General features: G+C 52.9%; 15 protein-coding genes and 1 pseudogene. 8 read left to right on the forward strand and 8 right to left on the reverse strand.

What is annotated here, in order from left to right; genetic code table 11:
- Positions 1–181: 181 nt before the first annotated feature.
- On the forward strand, positions 182–544 hold the full coding sequence (locus tag HMPREF0908_RS07890; RefSeq protein WP_006690954.1) for a PTS glucitol/sorbitol transporter subunit IIA: 363 nt from the start codon (positions 182–184) through the stop codon (positions 542–544).
- 102 nt (positions 545–646) lie between these two features.
- Positions 647–712 (forward strand): annotated as a pseudogene (locus HMPREF0908_RS11450) (flavodoxin); the annotation flags it as partial.
- A gap of 120 nt (positions 713–832) precedes the next feature.
- On the opposite strand, the gene HMPREF0908_RS07895 reads toward HMPREF0908_RS11450, so the two are convergent.
- The 5 genes from HMPREF0908_RS07895 to HMPREF0908_RS07915 are packed head-to-tail and all read right to left on the reverse strand — an operon-like array spanning position 833 to position 5904.
- Positions 833–2041, reverse strand: coding sequence for a type II secretion system F family protein (locus HMPREF0908_RS07895; protein ID WP_006690955.1), 1209 nt, complete (start codon positions 2039–2041; stop codon positions 833–835).
- Positions 2038–3036, reverse strand: coding sequence for a type IV pilus twitching motility protein PilT (locus tag HMPREF0908_RS07900; RefSeq protein ID WP_006690956.1), 999 nt, complete (start codon positions 3034–3036; stop codon positions 2038–2040). The genes HMPREF0908_RS07895 and HMPREF0908_RS07900 overlap by 4 nt, the downstream gene beginning before the upstream one ends.
- The gene (locus tag HMPREF0908_RS07905; protein WP_006690957.1) at positions 3029–4273 is read right to left on the reverse strand and encodes a GspE/PulE family protein; all 1245 of its coding nucleotides are present in this window, start codon (positions 4271–4273) and stop codon (positions 3029–3031) included. Before HMPREF0908_RS07905 ends, HMPREF0908_RS07900 begins: the two co-directional genes overlap by 8 nt.
- A 19-nt stretch (positions 4274–4292) precedes the next feature.
- Positions 4293–5060 (reverse strand): tRNA pseudouridine(38-40) synthase TruA, encoded by a 768-nt coding sequence (truA, locus tag HMPREF0908_RS07910; RefSeq protein ID WP_040572685.1) that lies wholly within the window; start codon positions 5058–5060, stop codon positions 4293–4295.
- 13 nt (positions 5061–5073) lie between these two features.
- On the reverse strand, positions 5074–5904 hold the full coding sequence (locus HMPREF0908_RS07915; RefSeq protein ID WP_006690959.1) for an energy-coupling factor transporter transmembrane component T family protein: 831 nt from the start codon (positions 5902–5904) through the stop codon (positions 5074–5076).
- Positions 5905–6049: 145 nt separating this feature from the next.
- Here HMPREF0908_RS07915 and HMPREF0908_RS07920 point away from each other — a divergent pair, with 145 nt between their 5' ends.
- On the forward strand, positions 6050–7273 hold the full coding sequence (locus HMPREF0908_RS07920) for an EAL and HDOD domain-containing protein (RefSeq protein WP_040572632.1): 1224 nt from the start codon (positions 6050–6052) through the stop codon (positions 7271–7273).
- Between the two features lie 73 nt (positions 7274–7346).
- Here HMPREF0908_RS07920 and HMPREF0908_RS07925 read toward each other — a convergent pair whose 3' ends face one another.
- Complete coding sequence (locus HMPREF0908_RS07925) at positions 7347–8366, reverse strand: HD-GYP domain-containing protein (RefSeq protein ID WP_006690961.1); 1020 nt, start codon at positions 8364–8366, stop codon at positions 7347–7349.
- A 225-nt stretch (positions 8367–8591) separates the two neighbouring features.
- On the opposite strand from HMPREF0908_RS07925, the gene HMPREF0908_RS07930 reads away from it, so the two are divergent.
- The 3 genes from HMPREF0908_RS07930 to HMPREF0908_RS07940 are packed head-to-tail and all read left to right on the forward strand — an operon-like array spanning position 8592 to position 10864.
- Positions 8592–9398, forward strand: a complete 807-nt coding sequence (locus tag HMPREF0908_RS07930) for an amino acid ABC transporter substrate-binding protein (protein WP_006690962.1) — start codon at positions 8592–8594, stop codon at positions 9396–9398.
- A gap of 58 nt (positions 9399–9456) precedes the next feature.
- Complete coding sequence (locus tag HMPREF0908_RS07935) at positions 9457–10101, forward strand: amino acid ABC transporter permease (protein WP_006690963.1); 645 nt, start codon at positions 9457–9459, stop codon at positions 10099–10101.
- A complete protein-coding gene (locus HMPREF0908_RS07940) occupies positions 10082–10864 on the forward strand; it encodes an amino acid ABC transporter ATP-binding protein (RefSeq protein ID WP_006690964.1) in 783 nt (260 codons plus the stop codon). Before HMPREF0908_RS07935 ends, HMPREF0908_RS07940 begins: the two co-directional genes overlap by 20 nt.
- A 98-nt stretch (positions 10865–10962) precedes the next feature.
- Here HMPREF0908_RS07940 and HMPREF0908_RS07945 read toward each other — a convergent pair whose 3' ends face one another.
- Both HMPREF0908_RS07945 and HMPREF0908_RS07950 read right to left on the reverse strand, forming a co-directional pair.
- Complete coding sequence (locus HMPREF0908_RS07945) at positions 10963–12303, reverse strand: MATE family efflux transporter (RefSeq protein WP_006690965.1); 1341 nt, start codon at positions 12301–12303, stop codon at positions 10963–10965.
- Positions 12300–13058: a YdcF family protein gene (locus tag HMPREF0908_RS07950; protein WP_040572686.1), complete on the reverse strand. Its 759-nt coding sequence runs from the start codon at positions 13056–13058 to the stop codon at positions 12300–12302. The genes HMPREF0908_RS07945 and HMPREF0908_RS07950 overlap by 4 nt, the downstream gene beginning before the upstream one ends.
- Before the next feature lie 677 nt (positions 13059–13735).
- Here HMPREF0908_RS07950 and HMPREF0908_RS07955 point away from each other — a divergent pair.
- Positions 13736–14761 (forward strand): hypothetical protein, encoded by a 1026-nt coding sequence (locus HMPREF0908_RS07955; RefSeq protein ID WP_156778227.1) that lies wholly within the window; start codon positions 13736–13738, stop codon positions 14759–14761.
- Between the two features lie 25 nt (positions 14762–14786).
- Entirely contained in the window at positions 14787–15248 is a 462-nt protein-coding gene (locus tag HMPREF0908_RS07960; protein ID WP_006690969.1) for a hypothetical protein, read from the forward strand.
- The last annotated feature ends 241 nt before the right edge of the window (positions 15249–15489 follow it).

Raw genomic sequence — 15489 nt, forward strand, 5'->3', positions numbered from 1 at the left:
ATCACATCGATGCGCCCCTCAGCGCATATTCTAATGAAAAGTTTACTAATTTATTTTTTCATTGTCAATGGGAACTGCGCATCCCGCATAAATCCGCAAAATCATTTTACAACCCAAAACCTATATGGTACAATAATGATGGAAAGGTTCATACATATCACAGTTGGGGGAGGCACTACAGATGTCTGTAAAGTATGAGGTCAGCGTGACCGCCATCGGGAAACTGGCGAGCAAATTCCTCGAGACGAACAACAGCATCATCCTGCTGGATGAGGAAACGCACCCGAATCTCGCAGAAATGGTCATCGAGCACACCTCAAGCGAGCTCAAAGGAACCATCACCGTGGGAGATACTCTTATCCTGGGAAAACAGAAGTACAAGATTACGCGGGTTGGCGAAAACGTGAACGAAACCATACGTGAAAATGGACACTGTACCCTGCTCTTCAATACGACAGGATCGATGCCCGGTCAGATCGAACTGGAGGGCAGCGCGGTTCCGCCTCTTTCTGTGGGGGTAAAATTCACGTTCTGCGGGAAATAAGACACCGTCAAAAGAGTCAGCCATGCTCGCTGGCTCTTTTCTGGTTCATACACAAAGATAGAAAATGCGGCGCAGCATGACATCATCTATCTTGGCTGTCCGATCTGGTATCAGGACATGCCAATGTCAATCTGCACCTTCCTCGAAAGCCATGATTTTTCCGGAAAGATCATCACTCCATTCTGCACAGGATCCGGCAATGCGATGCGCGGCATGGAAGCGGAAATCCCAAGCTGTAAAAGAAAGACGCTTTTCACCAATAACGTGAAGAGCGTCTTTTTCCATTGTCTACATCATCGCGTCCATCGCATCAAAAATCGGCAGGAGAAAAGAGAGTACGGCAAAGAAGATCACCCCCGCGACAAAGACAATCATGATCGGTTCGGCAAGTGCCGCCGCACGCTGTCCAATGGCCTCCGCCCTGCGGCCGCAGTAGTCCGCCGCCTGTGGGAGAATATGCTCGAGTTCCCCTGCCTCCTCCCCAGCGGCCAGCATTCCCCGCAGGAGCGGCGGCAAATATGGCTCATCTGACAGTATTTGTGTAAGGCTGTGTCCCTCAATCAGGCAGCGTTCAACATGCTGCAGGCGTCGCTCAAGCACGCGATTCCCCGTCACGGTGCAGGCAAGCGCAACAGCCCGATCCAGGCGAATTCCACTGTGCAGCAGAATAGCCAAAATTCGCAGGATCATCTGCCATGTGCCAAATGACACAAGATCTCCCAAAATGGGCAGATGCAGAAGAAACCGATCCCACAGGAAGCGCACAGACGGCACACGCAGGACGAGCCCGACGGCGGTGAGGATCGTCCCCCCCACGAGTATTGTCTGAGCAGGTGCAGCAGACATCTGTGCGGATACGGCGAGAAGAAGGCGCGTCGGCAAGGGGAGTGCAGTGTGCAGATCCGCCAACAGTACGGCGAAGATCGGCAGGACGAACACCGTCATGAGAGCAAGAACGAGCAATGTCGCTGCCAACAGAAAACACGGATAGAGAAGCGCACTGCGAACCGCCTCGCGCGTCCGATGTACTTCCGTGAGGAAGGAAGCAGCTGCCCGCAGAACAACATCGAGTGCGCCGCTTTCCTCACCAGCACGCACCATGCCGACCAGGACGGACGAAAACACCTGTCTCTGCATGCTCATCGCCTGGGATAGAGACATACCATGCATCACGGCGCGATGAAGCGTACGGATGACACGTCCCATCGATGTGCCGTGCTCCCCCGCAAGGAGTCGTTCCAACGCACAATGCACGGGAATCCCCACGGCAAGAAGTACGGAAAGCTCTTGAAGGAAAGCAATGCATTCCTCCGCTGTTATCCCCGAACGCAGGCGCAGAATGCGTGGGAAATGAAAAACACGCCGCTCCTCGATCGAGAGAACCGACGCGCCGCGCTCCATGATCATCCGCGCCGCTGCAGGCGGGCTTTCTGCCTCGATACTTCCGTGCACCTTCTGTCCATCTGCTGCGCGCGCTGTATAAGAATACACCGTCATGCGAGGATCCCCCGCCTCCTGAGCAGTTCCTCAGCCGCCTCCATCGTCTGCATCCCCTGTGCACTGCCGCTCATCATGAGTGCCGTGAGCTGCTCATAGCGCCCCTGCCGCAGGATGTTGCGTACAGCAGGCGTTGCCGAAAGCACCTCAAATGCAGCAACGCGCCCGCCGCCCCGCCGCGGCAGGAGCCGCTGGACGAATATCCCGCGCTGCATGGCATCAGCAAACTGGGCGCGCACCGCATCGCGCACATCAGCCGGGAACAGGCTCTCCACACGCCGCGCTGCCTGTGCCGCTGATGACGCATGAAGTGTCCCCACGACGAGTATTCCCGTCGTTGCCGCAAGAAGTGCCGCCTCCATCGTCGCGCGGTCGCGTATCTCTCCGACGAGAAGGAGATCCGGATCTTCGCGCAGGGCACTGCGCACCGCATTGGGAAATGACGCGAAATCGTGTCCCAGCTCGCGCTGACTGAAAAAAGAACGATCCGGCGCAAAGATATACTCAACCGGATCCTCCAATGTGATGATATGAGCACTGCGCACATGATTGATGGCATCAATCAGTGCGGCGAGCGTCGTCGTTTTGCCCGCGCCCGTCGCTCCGCAGAGCAGCACCAGTCCATCGTGCGCATCAAGCGATGTGCGCAGTGCGGACGGCATACCGATTTCATCCGGTGTCATAATACGCTCCGGCAGGAGACGCAGAGCAAGAGAAAGTCCGTCGTGCGTCCGATAGAAGTTCCCACGGAAGCGGCGTTTCTCCCAGACCCATGCAAAATCCACATCCCCTGCTCTGAGCAATGCACGCTGCTCGGCAGAAAGCATGCACTCCGCACACTGCTCCATGAATGCGCCGCTCGGCACAAAGTTCTCTGCCATGAGGTTCCCATCACGGCGTATCTGGACATGCTGACATGGAGCTGCATGGAGGTCAGACGCATTCCACACCGTCATATTTCGCAGGAGAGCCTGCCATACTTCCATTTCATCCATAGAGCGCACGTTCCACCTCCTCCATCGTCGTCTGTCCGGCAATTGCTTTGGCTATGCCGTCCTGCCACAGTGAGTGCATGCCTTCCTGCTCTGCCGTTTGCCGCAGGACATCCCGTGATTCCATCTCAAGGATTGCCGTGCGGATCCGTGCGGAGACAGGAAGCAATTCATGTATTGCCATCCGCCCACGATAACCGCTTCCATGGCAATGCGGGCAGCCGCGCCCGCGTGAGAGCGTCATGCCGACATGGTACAGACCACCAAGCTGCAGTGCCTCATCGGAGTCCGCCGCAATCTCATAAGTCTCGCAGCAGCGATCACAGACACGGCGAACGAGGCGTTGAGCGATCACGCCCGAAAGCGTCGCTGCAAGCAGATAGGGCGGCACCCCCATCTCGATCATGCGGAAAACAGCCGACACGGCATCCTCCGTGTGCAGCGTCGAGAAGAGTGCATGTCCTGTAAGAGCAATCCGCACCCCCATCTCCGCCGTCTCACGGTCACGGATTTCACCAAGCAGGATCTTCTGTACATCCTGCCGCAGTGCTGCACGCAGCCCAGTGACAAAGGTCAGTCCTGCCTCCGGACATACTTCAAACTGACTGATTCCGTCAATGCGCCGCTCCACGGGATCCTCAAGGGTCATAATATGACAGGCGGGATCGTTCAGTTCTGCGAGAGCCGCATAAAGCGTCGTCGTCTTGCCGGAGTTCATCGGCCCACAGACGAGAAGGAGCCCTGTGGGCCGATGGATGAGTCGTGAAAAGATTTCCTCATTCTCCTGTGTGAATCCAAGCTCTGCACAGCTAAGAAAATGATCTGCCGCATCCATGATGCGCACCACCATCCGCTCGCCGCCCACGACGGGAAGCACAGCTGCGCGCATATCGACGGCACGCCGGCCGCGCAGATAGCGAATCTGGCCGTCCTGCGGACGATTCCGCTTTGCCGTATCAATTCCTGCCATCACCTTCAGCCGTGCAATAACGACAGGCGCAAGCGCTGCAGGAAGCAGGACGGGATGCTCCCGCAGGATTCCATCAATACGAACGCGGATGCGAAGTCCGCCGTCCACCGGCTCAAGGTGAATGTCCGTCGCTTCCTCATCAAGGGCTGTATCCAGGATAACATTGACAAGGGTCAGGACGTGACTGCTGCGGCTTTCCCCATCGGGAGCGCCATGCCGCACCTCACGTGCAGCATACAGCACCAGGCGCTGCATAGCTTCCGCCTCCATGCCGATTGCCCCCTTTCCATCACAGCATCTTCCGCTGCCCGTAGTCTACCGCGAGGAGATACAATCCACAAGCCGGTGCCGTAGGAGGGGCGAGACGGCGGTCACGCGCCGCAAAAATCTCGGCAAAACGTGAGGGAGAAATACGCCCCATACCGACTGCCGCTGCCGTGCTGACAATGTTCCGCACCATGTGGTAAAGAAAGCCTGTGCCGTGCACATAGATTGAGAGCCGCCCCTCCTCCTCTGTCAGCCGTATCTCATCGAGCGTGCGCACAGGCGACATTGGTGCACCGCCCGCCGCACGGAACGAAGAATAGTCATGTGTCCCCTTGAGCAGGAGCAGCACGGCGTGCATCGCCTCATGATCGAGCGGCTGAAAGACCTGCCACGCATAGTTTCTCGTAAATGGATTCGGCACACGGCATTCTTCTATACGATAGACGTACGCTTTGCCCGTTGCGCTGTGACGTGCACTGAACTCCCGCGGCGCCTCCCACGCCTGTGACACAACGATATCCGGCGGCAGGAGCCCGTTCACTGCACGCGGCAGATGCTCTGTCGGAATTCGTCCATCCGTAAAGAAGTTCACCACCTGTCCATAGGCATGAACTCCTGCATCCGTACGCCCAGCTGCTGCCAGTTCCACCATCTCACCGCAGATCTTTGCAAGTGCTCCCTCGAGGACATTCTGCACCGCCAAAACAGGCGGGGTCTGCCGTTGGAAACCGTGATAATTCGTCCCGTCATAGGCGATTGTCAGTGCAATATTTCGTGCACGCTGCTTCATCATCTCCACATGCTCAGGGCGCAAAAGTCAGCCCTCCCATACTTACGGCGCAGATTCCGGCCGCACCGACGACGAACACGAAGATCGACACATAGTCCACACGTCCTGTATGCAGCTCTTTCATCTGCGTGCGCCCCTCGCCGCCGCGATAGCAGCGAGATTCCATCGCAAGAGCCAGTTCATCCGCCCGACGAAAAGCAGAGAGAAAGAGCGGCACGAGAACGGGCACAATAGCACGCATCCGCTGCACAATACTGCCGTGCTCGAAGTCCGCACCGCGTGCCTTCTGTGCCTTCATGATACGATCCAGTTCCTCCAGCAGCGTGGGGATGAAGCGCAGCGCAATGGTCATCATCATCGAAAGCTCATGCACGGGAACGCCTACACGACGCAGCGGCGAGAGGAGTGCTTCCAGCCCGTCCGTCAGGCGCAGGGGACTCGTTGTCAGTGTCAAGAGGGTGCTCAGCAGGATAAGCAGGATGAGCCGCAGACCGATATATGCACCGCGAACCAGCCCCTCCTGCGTCGCCGTAAACGGACCGGCAGAAAAAAGCTCCGCCCCGGGCGTCATAAAGAGATGAACGCCGAACGTAAAGAGCACAATCCAGAGGATGGGGCGAATCGACCGCAGCTGCATCCCGAGCGGTACACCCGAGAAAATCATGAGAAGCACGACACTAATGCCAAGTGCCGTAAAGCCCTCCACACGATCGACAAAAAAAATCAACAGCAGAAAGAAAAAGAGCAGGACAATCTTAACCCGTGGGTCCATGCGATGCAGAAAGGAATTCCCTGGGAGATAGCGTCCGATTTGTATGTCATTTAACAAAATTACCACGTCCATTTTCTTTTTTTCATTATATCATCAATGATGGTATTTTTCATTTGTTTTTAGAAGAATATATGCTATACTGTTTAAAATAATCAATTATATATTCATCCTCGATTCGTTCTTGTTATTGATGAAGATGAAAAAGAAAGGGTTCTCCATGGAAGACGCATTCATCGGACGGCAGGCTATTCTCGATCAGCAAAAAAAAGTCTATGCATACGAGATGCTCTTTCGCAGTGGTTTGAAAAATGCTTTTGATCCGACACTGGACGGAAACGTGGCCACACAGAGCGTCATGGTCAATGCCATGCTTGACTTTGGGATGAAAAAACTCGTCTCCGACCACAAAGCATTCATCAACTTCACCGAAAAAAATCTTCTAACCCGTGCGCCAAAACTTCTCCCGCCCGACAGCATTGTGGTCGAGATCCTCGAAACGGTCCAGCCCACGCCGGAGATCATTGAGGCTGTACAGGAACTGAAAAACGAGGGCTACAAAATTGCTCTCGACGACTTCATCCTTCAGCCCGGTTATGAACCGCTGATTGACTTGGCAGATATCATCAAGGTAGACTTCCGCATCACAGCGGATCCTGGGGAACGTGCCCGCCTGCACGAGGTATTGCCTCCACACGTTCATCTGCTCGCCGAAAAGGTCGAGACGGAGGATGAATTTCGCCAAGCGATTGACGCCGGCTACGTTCTCTTCCAGGGTTATTTCTTCTGCAAGCCTGTCGTATTGCACAAAAAAAGGATCACAAACAACGACCTCTCCCGCATTCGACTGCTGAAGGAAGTCAACCGCCCTGACTTTAACTTTTCTGCGATCATCGACGTTATTTGTGCAGATACCGGTCTCGTACACAAGCTGCTCACCTACATCAACTCAGTCGGTATCGGTCTCAACCATCACATCTCCAATCTGCGCCAGGCGACGGTGCTGCTCGGAGCAAACGGCATCCGCAACTGGGTGACGCTCATCAGCCTCCAGACCTTTTCTGCGGATAAACCGTCGGAGTTATTTACCCTCTCGCTTATACGGGCGAAGTTCTGTGAATTGATTGCGCTGAAGCTAAACCGTCCGACCATCACTCCGGATACGGGATTTCTGCTCGGTATGTTTTCCCTGATCGATGTTCTCCTCAACCAGCCGATGTCCGAGGTGCTCAAAGAAATCACTCTCTCCGATGAACTCAACGCAGCACTGATCGGCGAGGACAATGAACTGCGGCGTCTGCTTGACCTTGTCATTTCCTACGAGAAAGGCGATTGGGAAACGGTTGCCGGCTGCTGCATGCGTGAAAAGTTCCCGTTTGAAGCTCTCGTCCCCCTGTATAATGACGTACTCGAATGGTACAACATAGTGCGGTCCGTCGGCTGACGGACCGCACATAAAACACCCATCGCCCGCAGCGATGGGTGTTTTATGTGTACATTGTTATTTGTGTACATTGTTATTTCGGATTATATTCGAGAATTTTGACTTTCGTCTCCTCGTTGAGATCGATGACCTCATCCTCCGAAATCGTTACGATCGGGAGCGGCACAACGCCATGCGGATATGCCGTGATCGTTCCCTCACGATGATTGCTGAGGAGAACCCGCGAGCCCAGAAATGCATTCTTGATATTCATCAGCACCGGCAAACAGACCTGCGGATCGAGCGCCGTATACATCTGCCGAGCGATTTCCGTCACCGCATCGAACGGCGTGCGGCGTGGGTACCCTTCACGCTCGACCGTAATATTGTCATAGAGATCCGCCACGGCGATAATCCGTGCATAGAGGTGAATATCCTCCCCCTTGCTGTTGAATGGAAATCCGCTGCCGTCCATACGCTCATGATGCTGCATTGCCGCCAGGCGCACCCCTTCCGTCAGCCCGGGGACGTTATTAAGAATATGGGCACCATCCACCGTATGCTGAATGTACTTCTCGTAATCCTCGCCTTCAAGTGTTGTAATGTTCTTTTCGAGCAGGCGCCGATCAAACTTCGATTTTCCTATATCATGCAGAAACCCCGCAAGGACAACATCCTTCGCGGTCTCACGGTCAAGTTTCATCCACTTGGCAATGACACCCGCGAGGATAGAAACACGCAATGAATGATTATAGATGTCACTCGCAAGATGGTTGACCTCATTGAGATAGTCGATTGCACCGCTGCGGCGCGAGAGCGGCAGCAAGTCGCCCTGCACCATTTCGTTGGTCTCTTCCACAGGAACAGCGCCCGTCTTCTTCGTCTCCTCAAAGATCGACTTCGCTGTTCCGATGACATTCTCGTACTGCTTGATGAAGAGATTGCTGCGGGAAAAGATCGGTGAATTCTCTTCCGCCAGTTCCGTCTCATCCTTGATGTAGACAACAGGAATCTTCAAAAATTTCAGGCGTGTGATATGCGCCTGCGTCAGTTCCGTATTCTCAGATACAACCACAACCCGCTTAGCGTTGACGATCGTCCGCGCCAGAATCATTCCATCCTTAAGATCGTCTACGGATATAGCACGCAAGACAAGTCCCTCCCTCGATTTACACAGTTTCTTCGCACGAATTTATCACGTCTATAAATAATTCGACCTCAGGCGAAAAAAACCTGCTTGATTAAAAAAATCTTGACATATTTTCTGCGTTTATCGTATAATACACCTACATCAGCACTTTATTGTATTAAAGTAGCAGTAAGATAAGGAGAGGTGAAGATGGACTGGAAAACGGTTCTGACAGGAGCGGCGGTACTCGCCTGCTCAGCGGCGATCCTGACGGGCTGCGGAAGTACCGAAAAAGCCCCCTCGACAGACAACGCAGCAGAGATGGGAAAAATCATTGTCGGACTTGATGATAATTTCCCGCCGATGGGCTTTAAGGACGAGAACAACGAGATCGTCGGCTTCGATGTTGACCTCGCAAAAGAGGCAGCCAAACGCCTCGGCCGTGAAGTGGAGTTCAAGGCTATCGACTGGTCCAGCAAGGAAGCCGAACTCAAAAGCGGCCGCGTACAGGTGCTCTGGAACGGTCTCGACATCACAGAGAAGCGCAAGGAGAACATGCTCTTCTCGAATCCCTACATGGACAACCACCAGATCATCTTCGTGAAGAAGGGCAATACCGCAGTCACGGACGAGAAGAGCCTCGCGGGCAAGACCGTCGGCACGCAGAGCGCGGGCACGGCGGAGGAGTACATGGACGCCTCGGATTTCTATAAAAAGGAGGTCAAGGAGGTCAAGAAGTACCCTGACTACGTTGCGGCATTCATGGATCTCGAGAACGGCCGCCTCGATGCCGTCATCGGTGATGAGATCGTCGGCCGCTATTATATGAGCAAACACCCCGACACGCTGGATGCGCTTGACGTGGTCGTCGGACCAGTGAGCGAGTTCGGCATTGCCTTTGCAAAGGACAACACGAAGCTGCGCGACGAGGTGCAGAAGGTGCTCGACGAGATGAAGGCGGACGGTACAATCGCCAAGATCTCAACGAAGTGGTTCACCAAGGATATCACGAAATAAAAGGAAGAGAAAGGCTGCCGTATCGTGCGGCAGCCTTTTTTCTGTAAGGAACGTCTTCATGGATAAAACACTGGATACCATACGTCTCATGCTCGAGGGCTCAACGATCACCCTCGAGATTTTCTGTGTCACCCTCGCACTTGCCCTGCCGCTTGGACTCTTTGCCGCACTTGGACGGCTTTCACATTTTCGCCCGCTGAGCCGCATGCTCGAGATCTACATCTGGATCATGCGCGGTACGCCGCTCATGCTGCAGCTCCTCTTCGTCTACTTTGCCCTGCCGATGGTCGGTATCCTGCTCCCCGACATTGCAGCAGCACTGCTCGCCTTTATTCTCAACTATGCCGCCTACTTCGCCGAAATCTTCCGTGCGGGCATACAGGCGGTACCGCGCGGACAGTTCGAGGCGGCGCGTGTGCTCGGCATGAGTGCGCCGCTCACCATGCGCCGCATCATCCTGCCGCAGGTACTGCGCATTACACTCCCCCCCGTCAGCAATGAGACCATCAACCTTGTCAAGGATACCTCACTCGTCTACATCCTCGCCATGAACGACCTGCTGCGCGTCGCGCGCACCATCGTCCAGCGCGAATTCGACATGACTCCCTTTCTCATCGCAGGCATCTTCTACCTCACCATGACTGCCGTACTCACTTATGGGTTCAAGAAATTGGAGGCGCACTATGGCAGATATGGAAACTAAAGACACGATGCTCACGATGCGCGGCATCTACAAATCCTTCGGTGACCTCAGCGTTTTAAACGGCATCGACCTCACCCTCGCACGCGGGGAGGTGCTCGCCATCATCGGCTCCTCCGGCTCGGGAAAATCAACGCTCCTGCGCTGCATCAACAAACTCGAAACAATCGACCGCGGCGACATTACCATCGGCGGCGAGGTGCTCTGTCATACGGCGGATGATACATCATCGGCGGCTTATGCTGACGCCGCCGATATACGGCGCATCCTCATGGCAACGGGCATGGTCTTTCAGCAGTTCAACCTTTTCCCGCACATGACCGTGATCGAGAACCTCATCGAGGCACCAATTCACGTCAAGGGGATGAAACGTGACGAAATCCTCCCCTACGCCCGTGACCTCCTCAAAAAAGTTGGACTCTTCGACCGCGAGAACTACTACCCGAGCCAGCTCTCGGGCGGACAGCAGCAGCGCGTCGCCATCGCGCGTGCACTCGCCATGAAGCCCGACATCATGCTCTTCGACGAACCGACTTCCGCCCTTGACCCTGAACTGACAGGCGAGGTGCTGCACACCATGCGCGAGCTCGCCGCCGAGCACATGACCATGATCGTCGTCACGCACGAAATGGCATTTGCCCGTGAGGCAGCTGCCAATGTCGTCTTTATGGAGAACGGCGTCATCGTCGAGCAGGGCGCGCCGCAGACATTTTTCAGTACACCAAAAGAGGAACGGACACGGGAGTTTCTGCGGAATATGCTTTGAGCGTATGCTGATAAAGCGATGCCTGTCAGACGATAAAGGGGACAGATACAGAGAAATCACTTTCTGTATCTGTCCCCTTTATCATATTCCTGCAAAAACTAGTCCGTCCGCAGTGTCTTTTCTGTCCAGAAGTAGGCGACAGCGACGGGAACGGCAGCACCGATCCATGCGAGAGGATTGGCAAGACATGCACCCAAAAATCCAAGATGCGCGCAGAGGAAGATCGCCGCCCCCGCGCGCATCATGAGCTCCATCGCCCCCGCGATCGTCGGGACAACGCTCTGCCCGAGCCCCTGCAGGACGTTGCGGTAGACGAGCAGAACGGCGAGGATGATATACGCCGAGCCATTGACGAGGAGGAAGGTCTGCCCATAGGCAATGACCTCATCCGCGCCCTGTGCATCTGCACCGACAAAAAGTGCCAGCAGATATGTCCCGAAGGCGATGAGCAGGATACCGATCGCGACGGCAAATGCCACGGACATTTTGAGACATGCATGTACCCCTGCACGAATACGTGCATACTGCTGTGCACCATAATTCTGCGCCGTATATGCCGCCATCGCATAGCCAAAGGAGAGCATGGGCATGACGGCGACGGCATCAATCTTCTGCGTCGCTGCGTATGCTGCCACGGGAAGTGCGCCGAGGTTGTTGAGGGCAACTTGGAGGATGATGGCTCCGAGGGCAATAACGGAGGACTGCAGCCCCATCGGCAGCCCCATTCGCAGGTGTGCGGCAAGAAGTGCAGCGTCGAGTTTCCAGTCCTGCCATGCGGGGCAGAGGGTCGGAATGCGCTGCCGTATGTAGATATAAAAAAGAAGCGCCCCGATCGCCTGTGAAAGAACAGTCGCACCTGCCGCTCCCGGAATGCCGAGGTCAAGCACAAGAATGGCGATTGGCTCAAGGGCGACATTGACAGCAAGTGTGATCCCCAGAAGAATCGTCGGCGTCATGCTGTCTCCAAGGGCACGGACGAGACAGTTTTGCAGATAAAGCAGAAGAAAGATAACCAGTCCCGCAAAGATGATGAATATAAAGTCCTCTGCCCCATCCAGAATCTCGGGCGGTGTCTCCATGAGAACGAGGAGCGTACGCGTCAAGGGCAGGAGTATCGCGGTCAAAAGAAGCGCCGTCAGGACGCCGAGCAGGACGCATGCCGCCGCACTGCGGCGTACGCCGTCTGCATCCATCGCACCGAACCGCTGTCCCGTATAAATCGTAATACCTGTGCAGAATCCCATAACGAAGCCGAGGGCAAGGAACATGAGACTGCCTGTACAGCCGACGGAGGCAAGTGCATTCACCCCAAGGAATCGCCCAACGATGAGCGTATCGACAAAGGAATAGAGCTGCTGCATCATATTTCCTGCAATCAGCGGAAGAGCAAAGAAAAAGATCAGCCGTGCGGGGCTGCCCGACGTCAGATTCTTCATCATTCGAGATACCTCGTCACAGCGATACGCAGTTTTTCTTGAAGGTATACGGTATTCGTGAGGAGTGCCCCTGCATTCGGCGCAAATTTCAATAGATAGAGCTGCGAATCTCCGCTGACCAAAAAGTCTGTTGGGTATGGCGTCACCGTGATGCCCTGTTTCTCAAAGTTGAGCACGGCACGCGGCAGATGGAATGCCGAGGTCACGAGGATGGGATGCATCAGACCTTCACGGCGCAGAATCTCTGCCGTGTAGTGTGCATTCTGTCCCGTCGTAAGGCTGCGCGTCTCCACACGAATCATCTCGTCGGGGACACCAAGCGAGCGCAAAACACGACGCGCAATCTCCGCCTCAGACCCTGTATCACTGAACACCTGTCCGCCCGAGAGAAGAATCGGCAGATGTGTGCGCAGATGGAGACGATACGCCGCCAGGAGACGTGAGGACGGGCTCTGCGCGAGCATCCCCATGCCGTCCACATCCTGCACATCTGCGATTGCTCCGCCGCCAAGCATGATGATGACATCGCCCTGCGGCACCTCGGGCACGGGATACGTCCGCTCAAGCTCCCCCATCAGGCGATCCGAGACGGCTCCGATGGAGAGGAGATAGAGCATGGCGGCAAGCGCACAGAGCAGCATAGCCGCACGGGATTGATGCCGCCTCTTCCATAGATAGACAGCAAGCCCAAGCATAGCAAGAACAAAAATCCCCGGCGGCAGAATCCATGCTGCCCCAAATTTTAAAATGTAAATCATCATCTCATACGTCCAATCGCGATTTATTTCGATATGCTAGGAAAGCACTGATAAATTCGGTACAACCATCTTGACGTATCTTTTTTGCCCGCACTTCGGCGGAAAATCCTCCACAGAGCACCACTCTGCGTCCGGTTTTCCACCTCGTTCGGACGAAAAAATCTACGCCAACCTGGCAGACCTCATTTATCAGTGATTCCTTAGAAAAATCAACAACCGCAGCAACTGCAAGGTGTCTCACAAATATATAGCGCAACTACGGTGCCCCTATTATAGGATATTTTAGGGGATTTTTGTAGCACGGGAGGCAAATAAATCCGCCGCAATACTGCTATCGATGGAGGCTCTGAGCACAACGACAAGCGCAAACGTTTTTCCTGTTGACAGGGTATTCCTTCCCCTGTATTCTAAATATATTGTTTAGTTCATAAGGTACGTACAACGAATTTGAAGATGTGTTTGTCGGCAAATCATAATTGCATCATTGGCAGCGGCTCATGTCGTTGCTTTTGTATTTTCCGCTGTGGGTGAAAATATCTCGCTTGATACCATGAAACGCCCAAACGAGAAGGATATGACGGTAATCGCGGAGAACTATCTCCGTACAAAGCACGTACGGAACTCGGCACAGAGATTCGTGCGGATAGAAACATCTTACTTACTGGTGAGGTGATCCGATGAAAAAATCAATATGCATTGTATTGTTCACAGTCTTGCTGATTTTTACTTCACGATGCATCTACCATGAGATATGCGCGCGTGCAACCTACGACGGGGTGATTGTTGGTTCACGCTCTGTAGGAGAAGAGAAAAGTATTTGTTTTTTTAATCCGAATCATGTAGATGAATATACATGTATTTCTTTAGATAATATACGTTTATTCCAAGATTGCAGGCTCTTAGATGCCGCCATGGATCAAGAAGGAGAAGTTTTTCTGCTAATAACAAATAAACAAGTAACCAATAAACAAGAAATTCGCATTGTGAAATTAAATACCGACGGGCTTGTTATTCTTCCGATAACTTTGACAATACAATTTGATATATCCATGATTGTTACCGAAGAACATATTGTTCTTGGCACAAAGCAAAACATCCTTTTTTTTGATAAAAAGGGACAAGAGACGAATAGATATCACTATCCGCGGAAAGATTTTTTTATGAGACCATATAAACATGGTGTAATAATACAAACCGACTCCGGAGAGGTATTATATTTAACGGCCAATAGCGCAGAACACCTTTTAACATTGAAAAAGAATCAGTATATGCATGGAGCGATGTCAGATGACGAGTTAATCTTAGCTGAAGAGAGGGGAGAATTAATCACATTAGACACTTTGGCGACAATGAGAATTTCTGATCATATATGGATATCAGAGGGATATTTAGGAAGAGGAGTTTTAATGTCGATGATCCCAAGAGGGAGTGGAGGGGTTCATTTCTGGGAAAATGATTCGTCTATTATGGATCTGGTGCGAGAGGAAAGCCCTGAGTTTTATAGACCATTTATTTATGATAGGTATACACGAAATATAAGGCATCTGCCCAAATTTGCAACAAGCGTTTCTTTATCATGGTCAAAATTCCCCTATCGAAAGGCATACTTCAATGATCTAGAGTTACTGCTTGATTCTATCGATGAAGATGAAGATGTTTTTACGGCACAACCTAATCTACTCTTGCCTAAGAAAGGGAATTGAAATTCGTTTCGGGGAGGAATAACGCATGGACAAACAGATGGTGGAAGTATTAAACAGTATTCGTTTTGCAGAGAGATATCAAGCTCTCCGCATACAGTATTCTTTTGATCTAAAAGAGAGCTTTAAAAACTATGATAATCAGTATGTCTTGGAGATGCTTCAAGAGATAGGTTATACGGCTGCAAAATATAGGAAAAGAGAGAATTTTTTTCAAGCAAAAAAGAAAAGCAACATATACGAGTTTAGATACCATATATTTATTAAGTCTGGTATTGCTGAGTTGATGTGGTATGCTATGAAGGATAATAAATATTATGAAGGAGATACTTTCCCCAATTTAGAATATGAACTGCTGAATTTGGAAAACAGAAATCATCTGCCAAAATTCCGCAACTACGAGGATCTCCATGGAATTCTCACAACAGCATTTCAGATGTTCGAGGATATGACAACTGAGTTTTTGAACGTATATGGTGCCCCCACTTGAAAATACTCACGCTCCCCTCTCCACTACTCCTCATCCCCCTCCTCTCCTTCTCTGCCATCCCAGCTATCGACGCACCTGCCCAGCAGGAACAGCTCGATCGGTCACGGGCGCAGGAAGCGGAGCGGCGATGGTATGCTGATGGGAACAAACGGATGGTATCGCCCCACGGTGACATTGCAGACAGGTGGCGGACAAAGAGCCGCGATAACAATTACACGGCAAGAATCCATGTAGTCGTATA

Origin of the sequence: Centipeda flueggei ATCC 43531 (assembly GCF_000160695.1) — a bacterium.
Taxonomy (GTDB): domain Bacteria; phylum Bacillota; class Negativicutes; order Selenomonadales; family Selenomonadaceae; genus Centipeda; species Centipeda flueggei.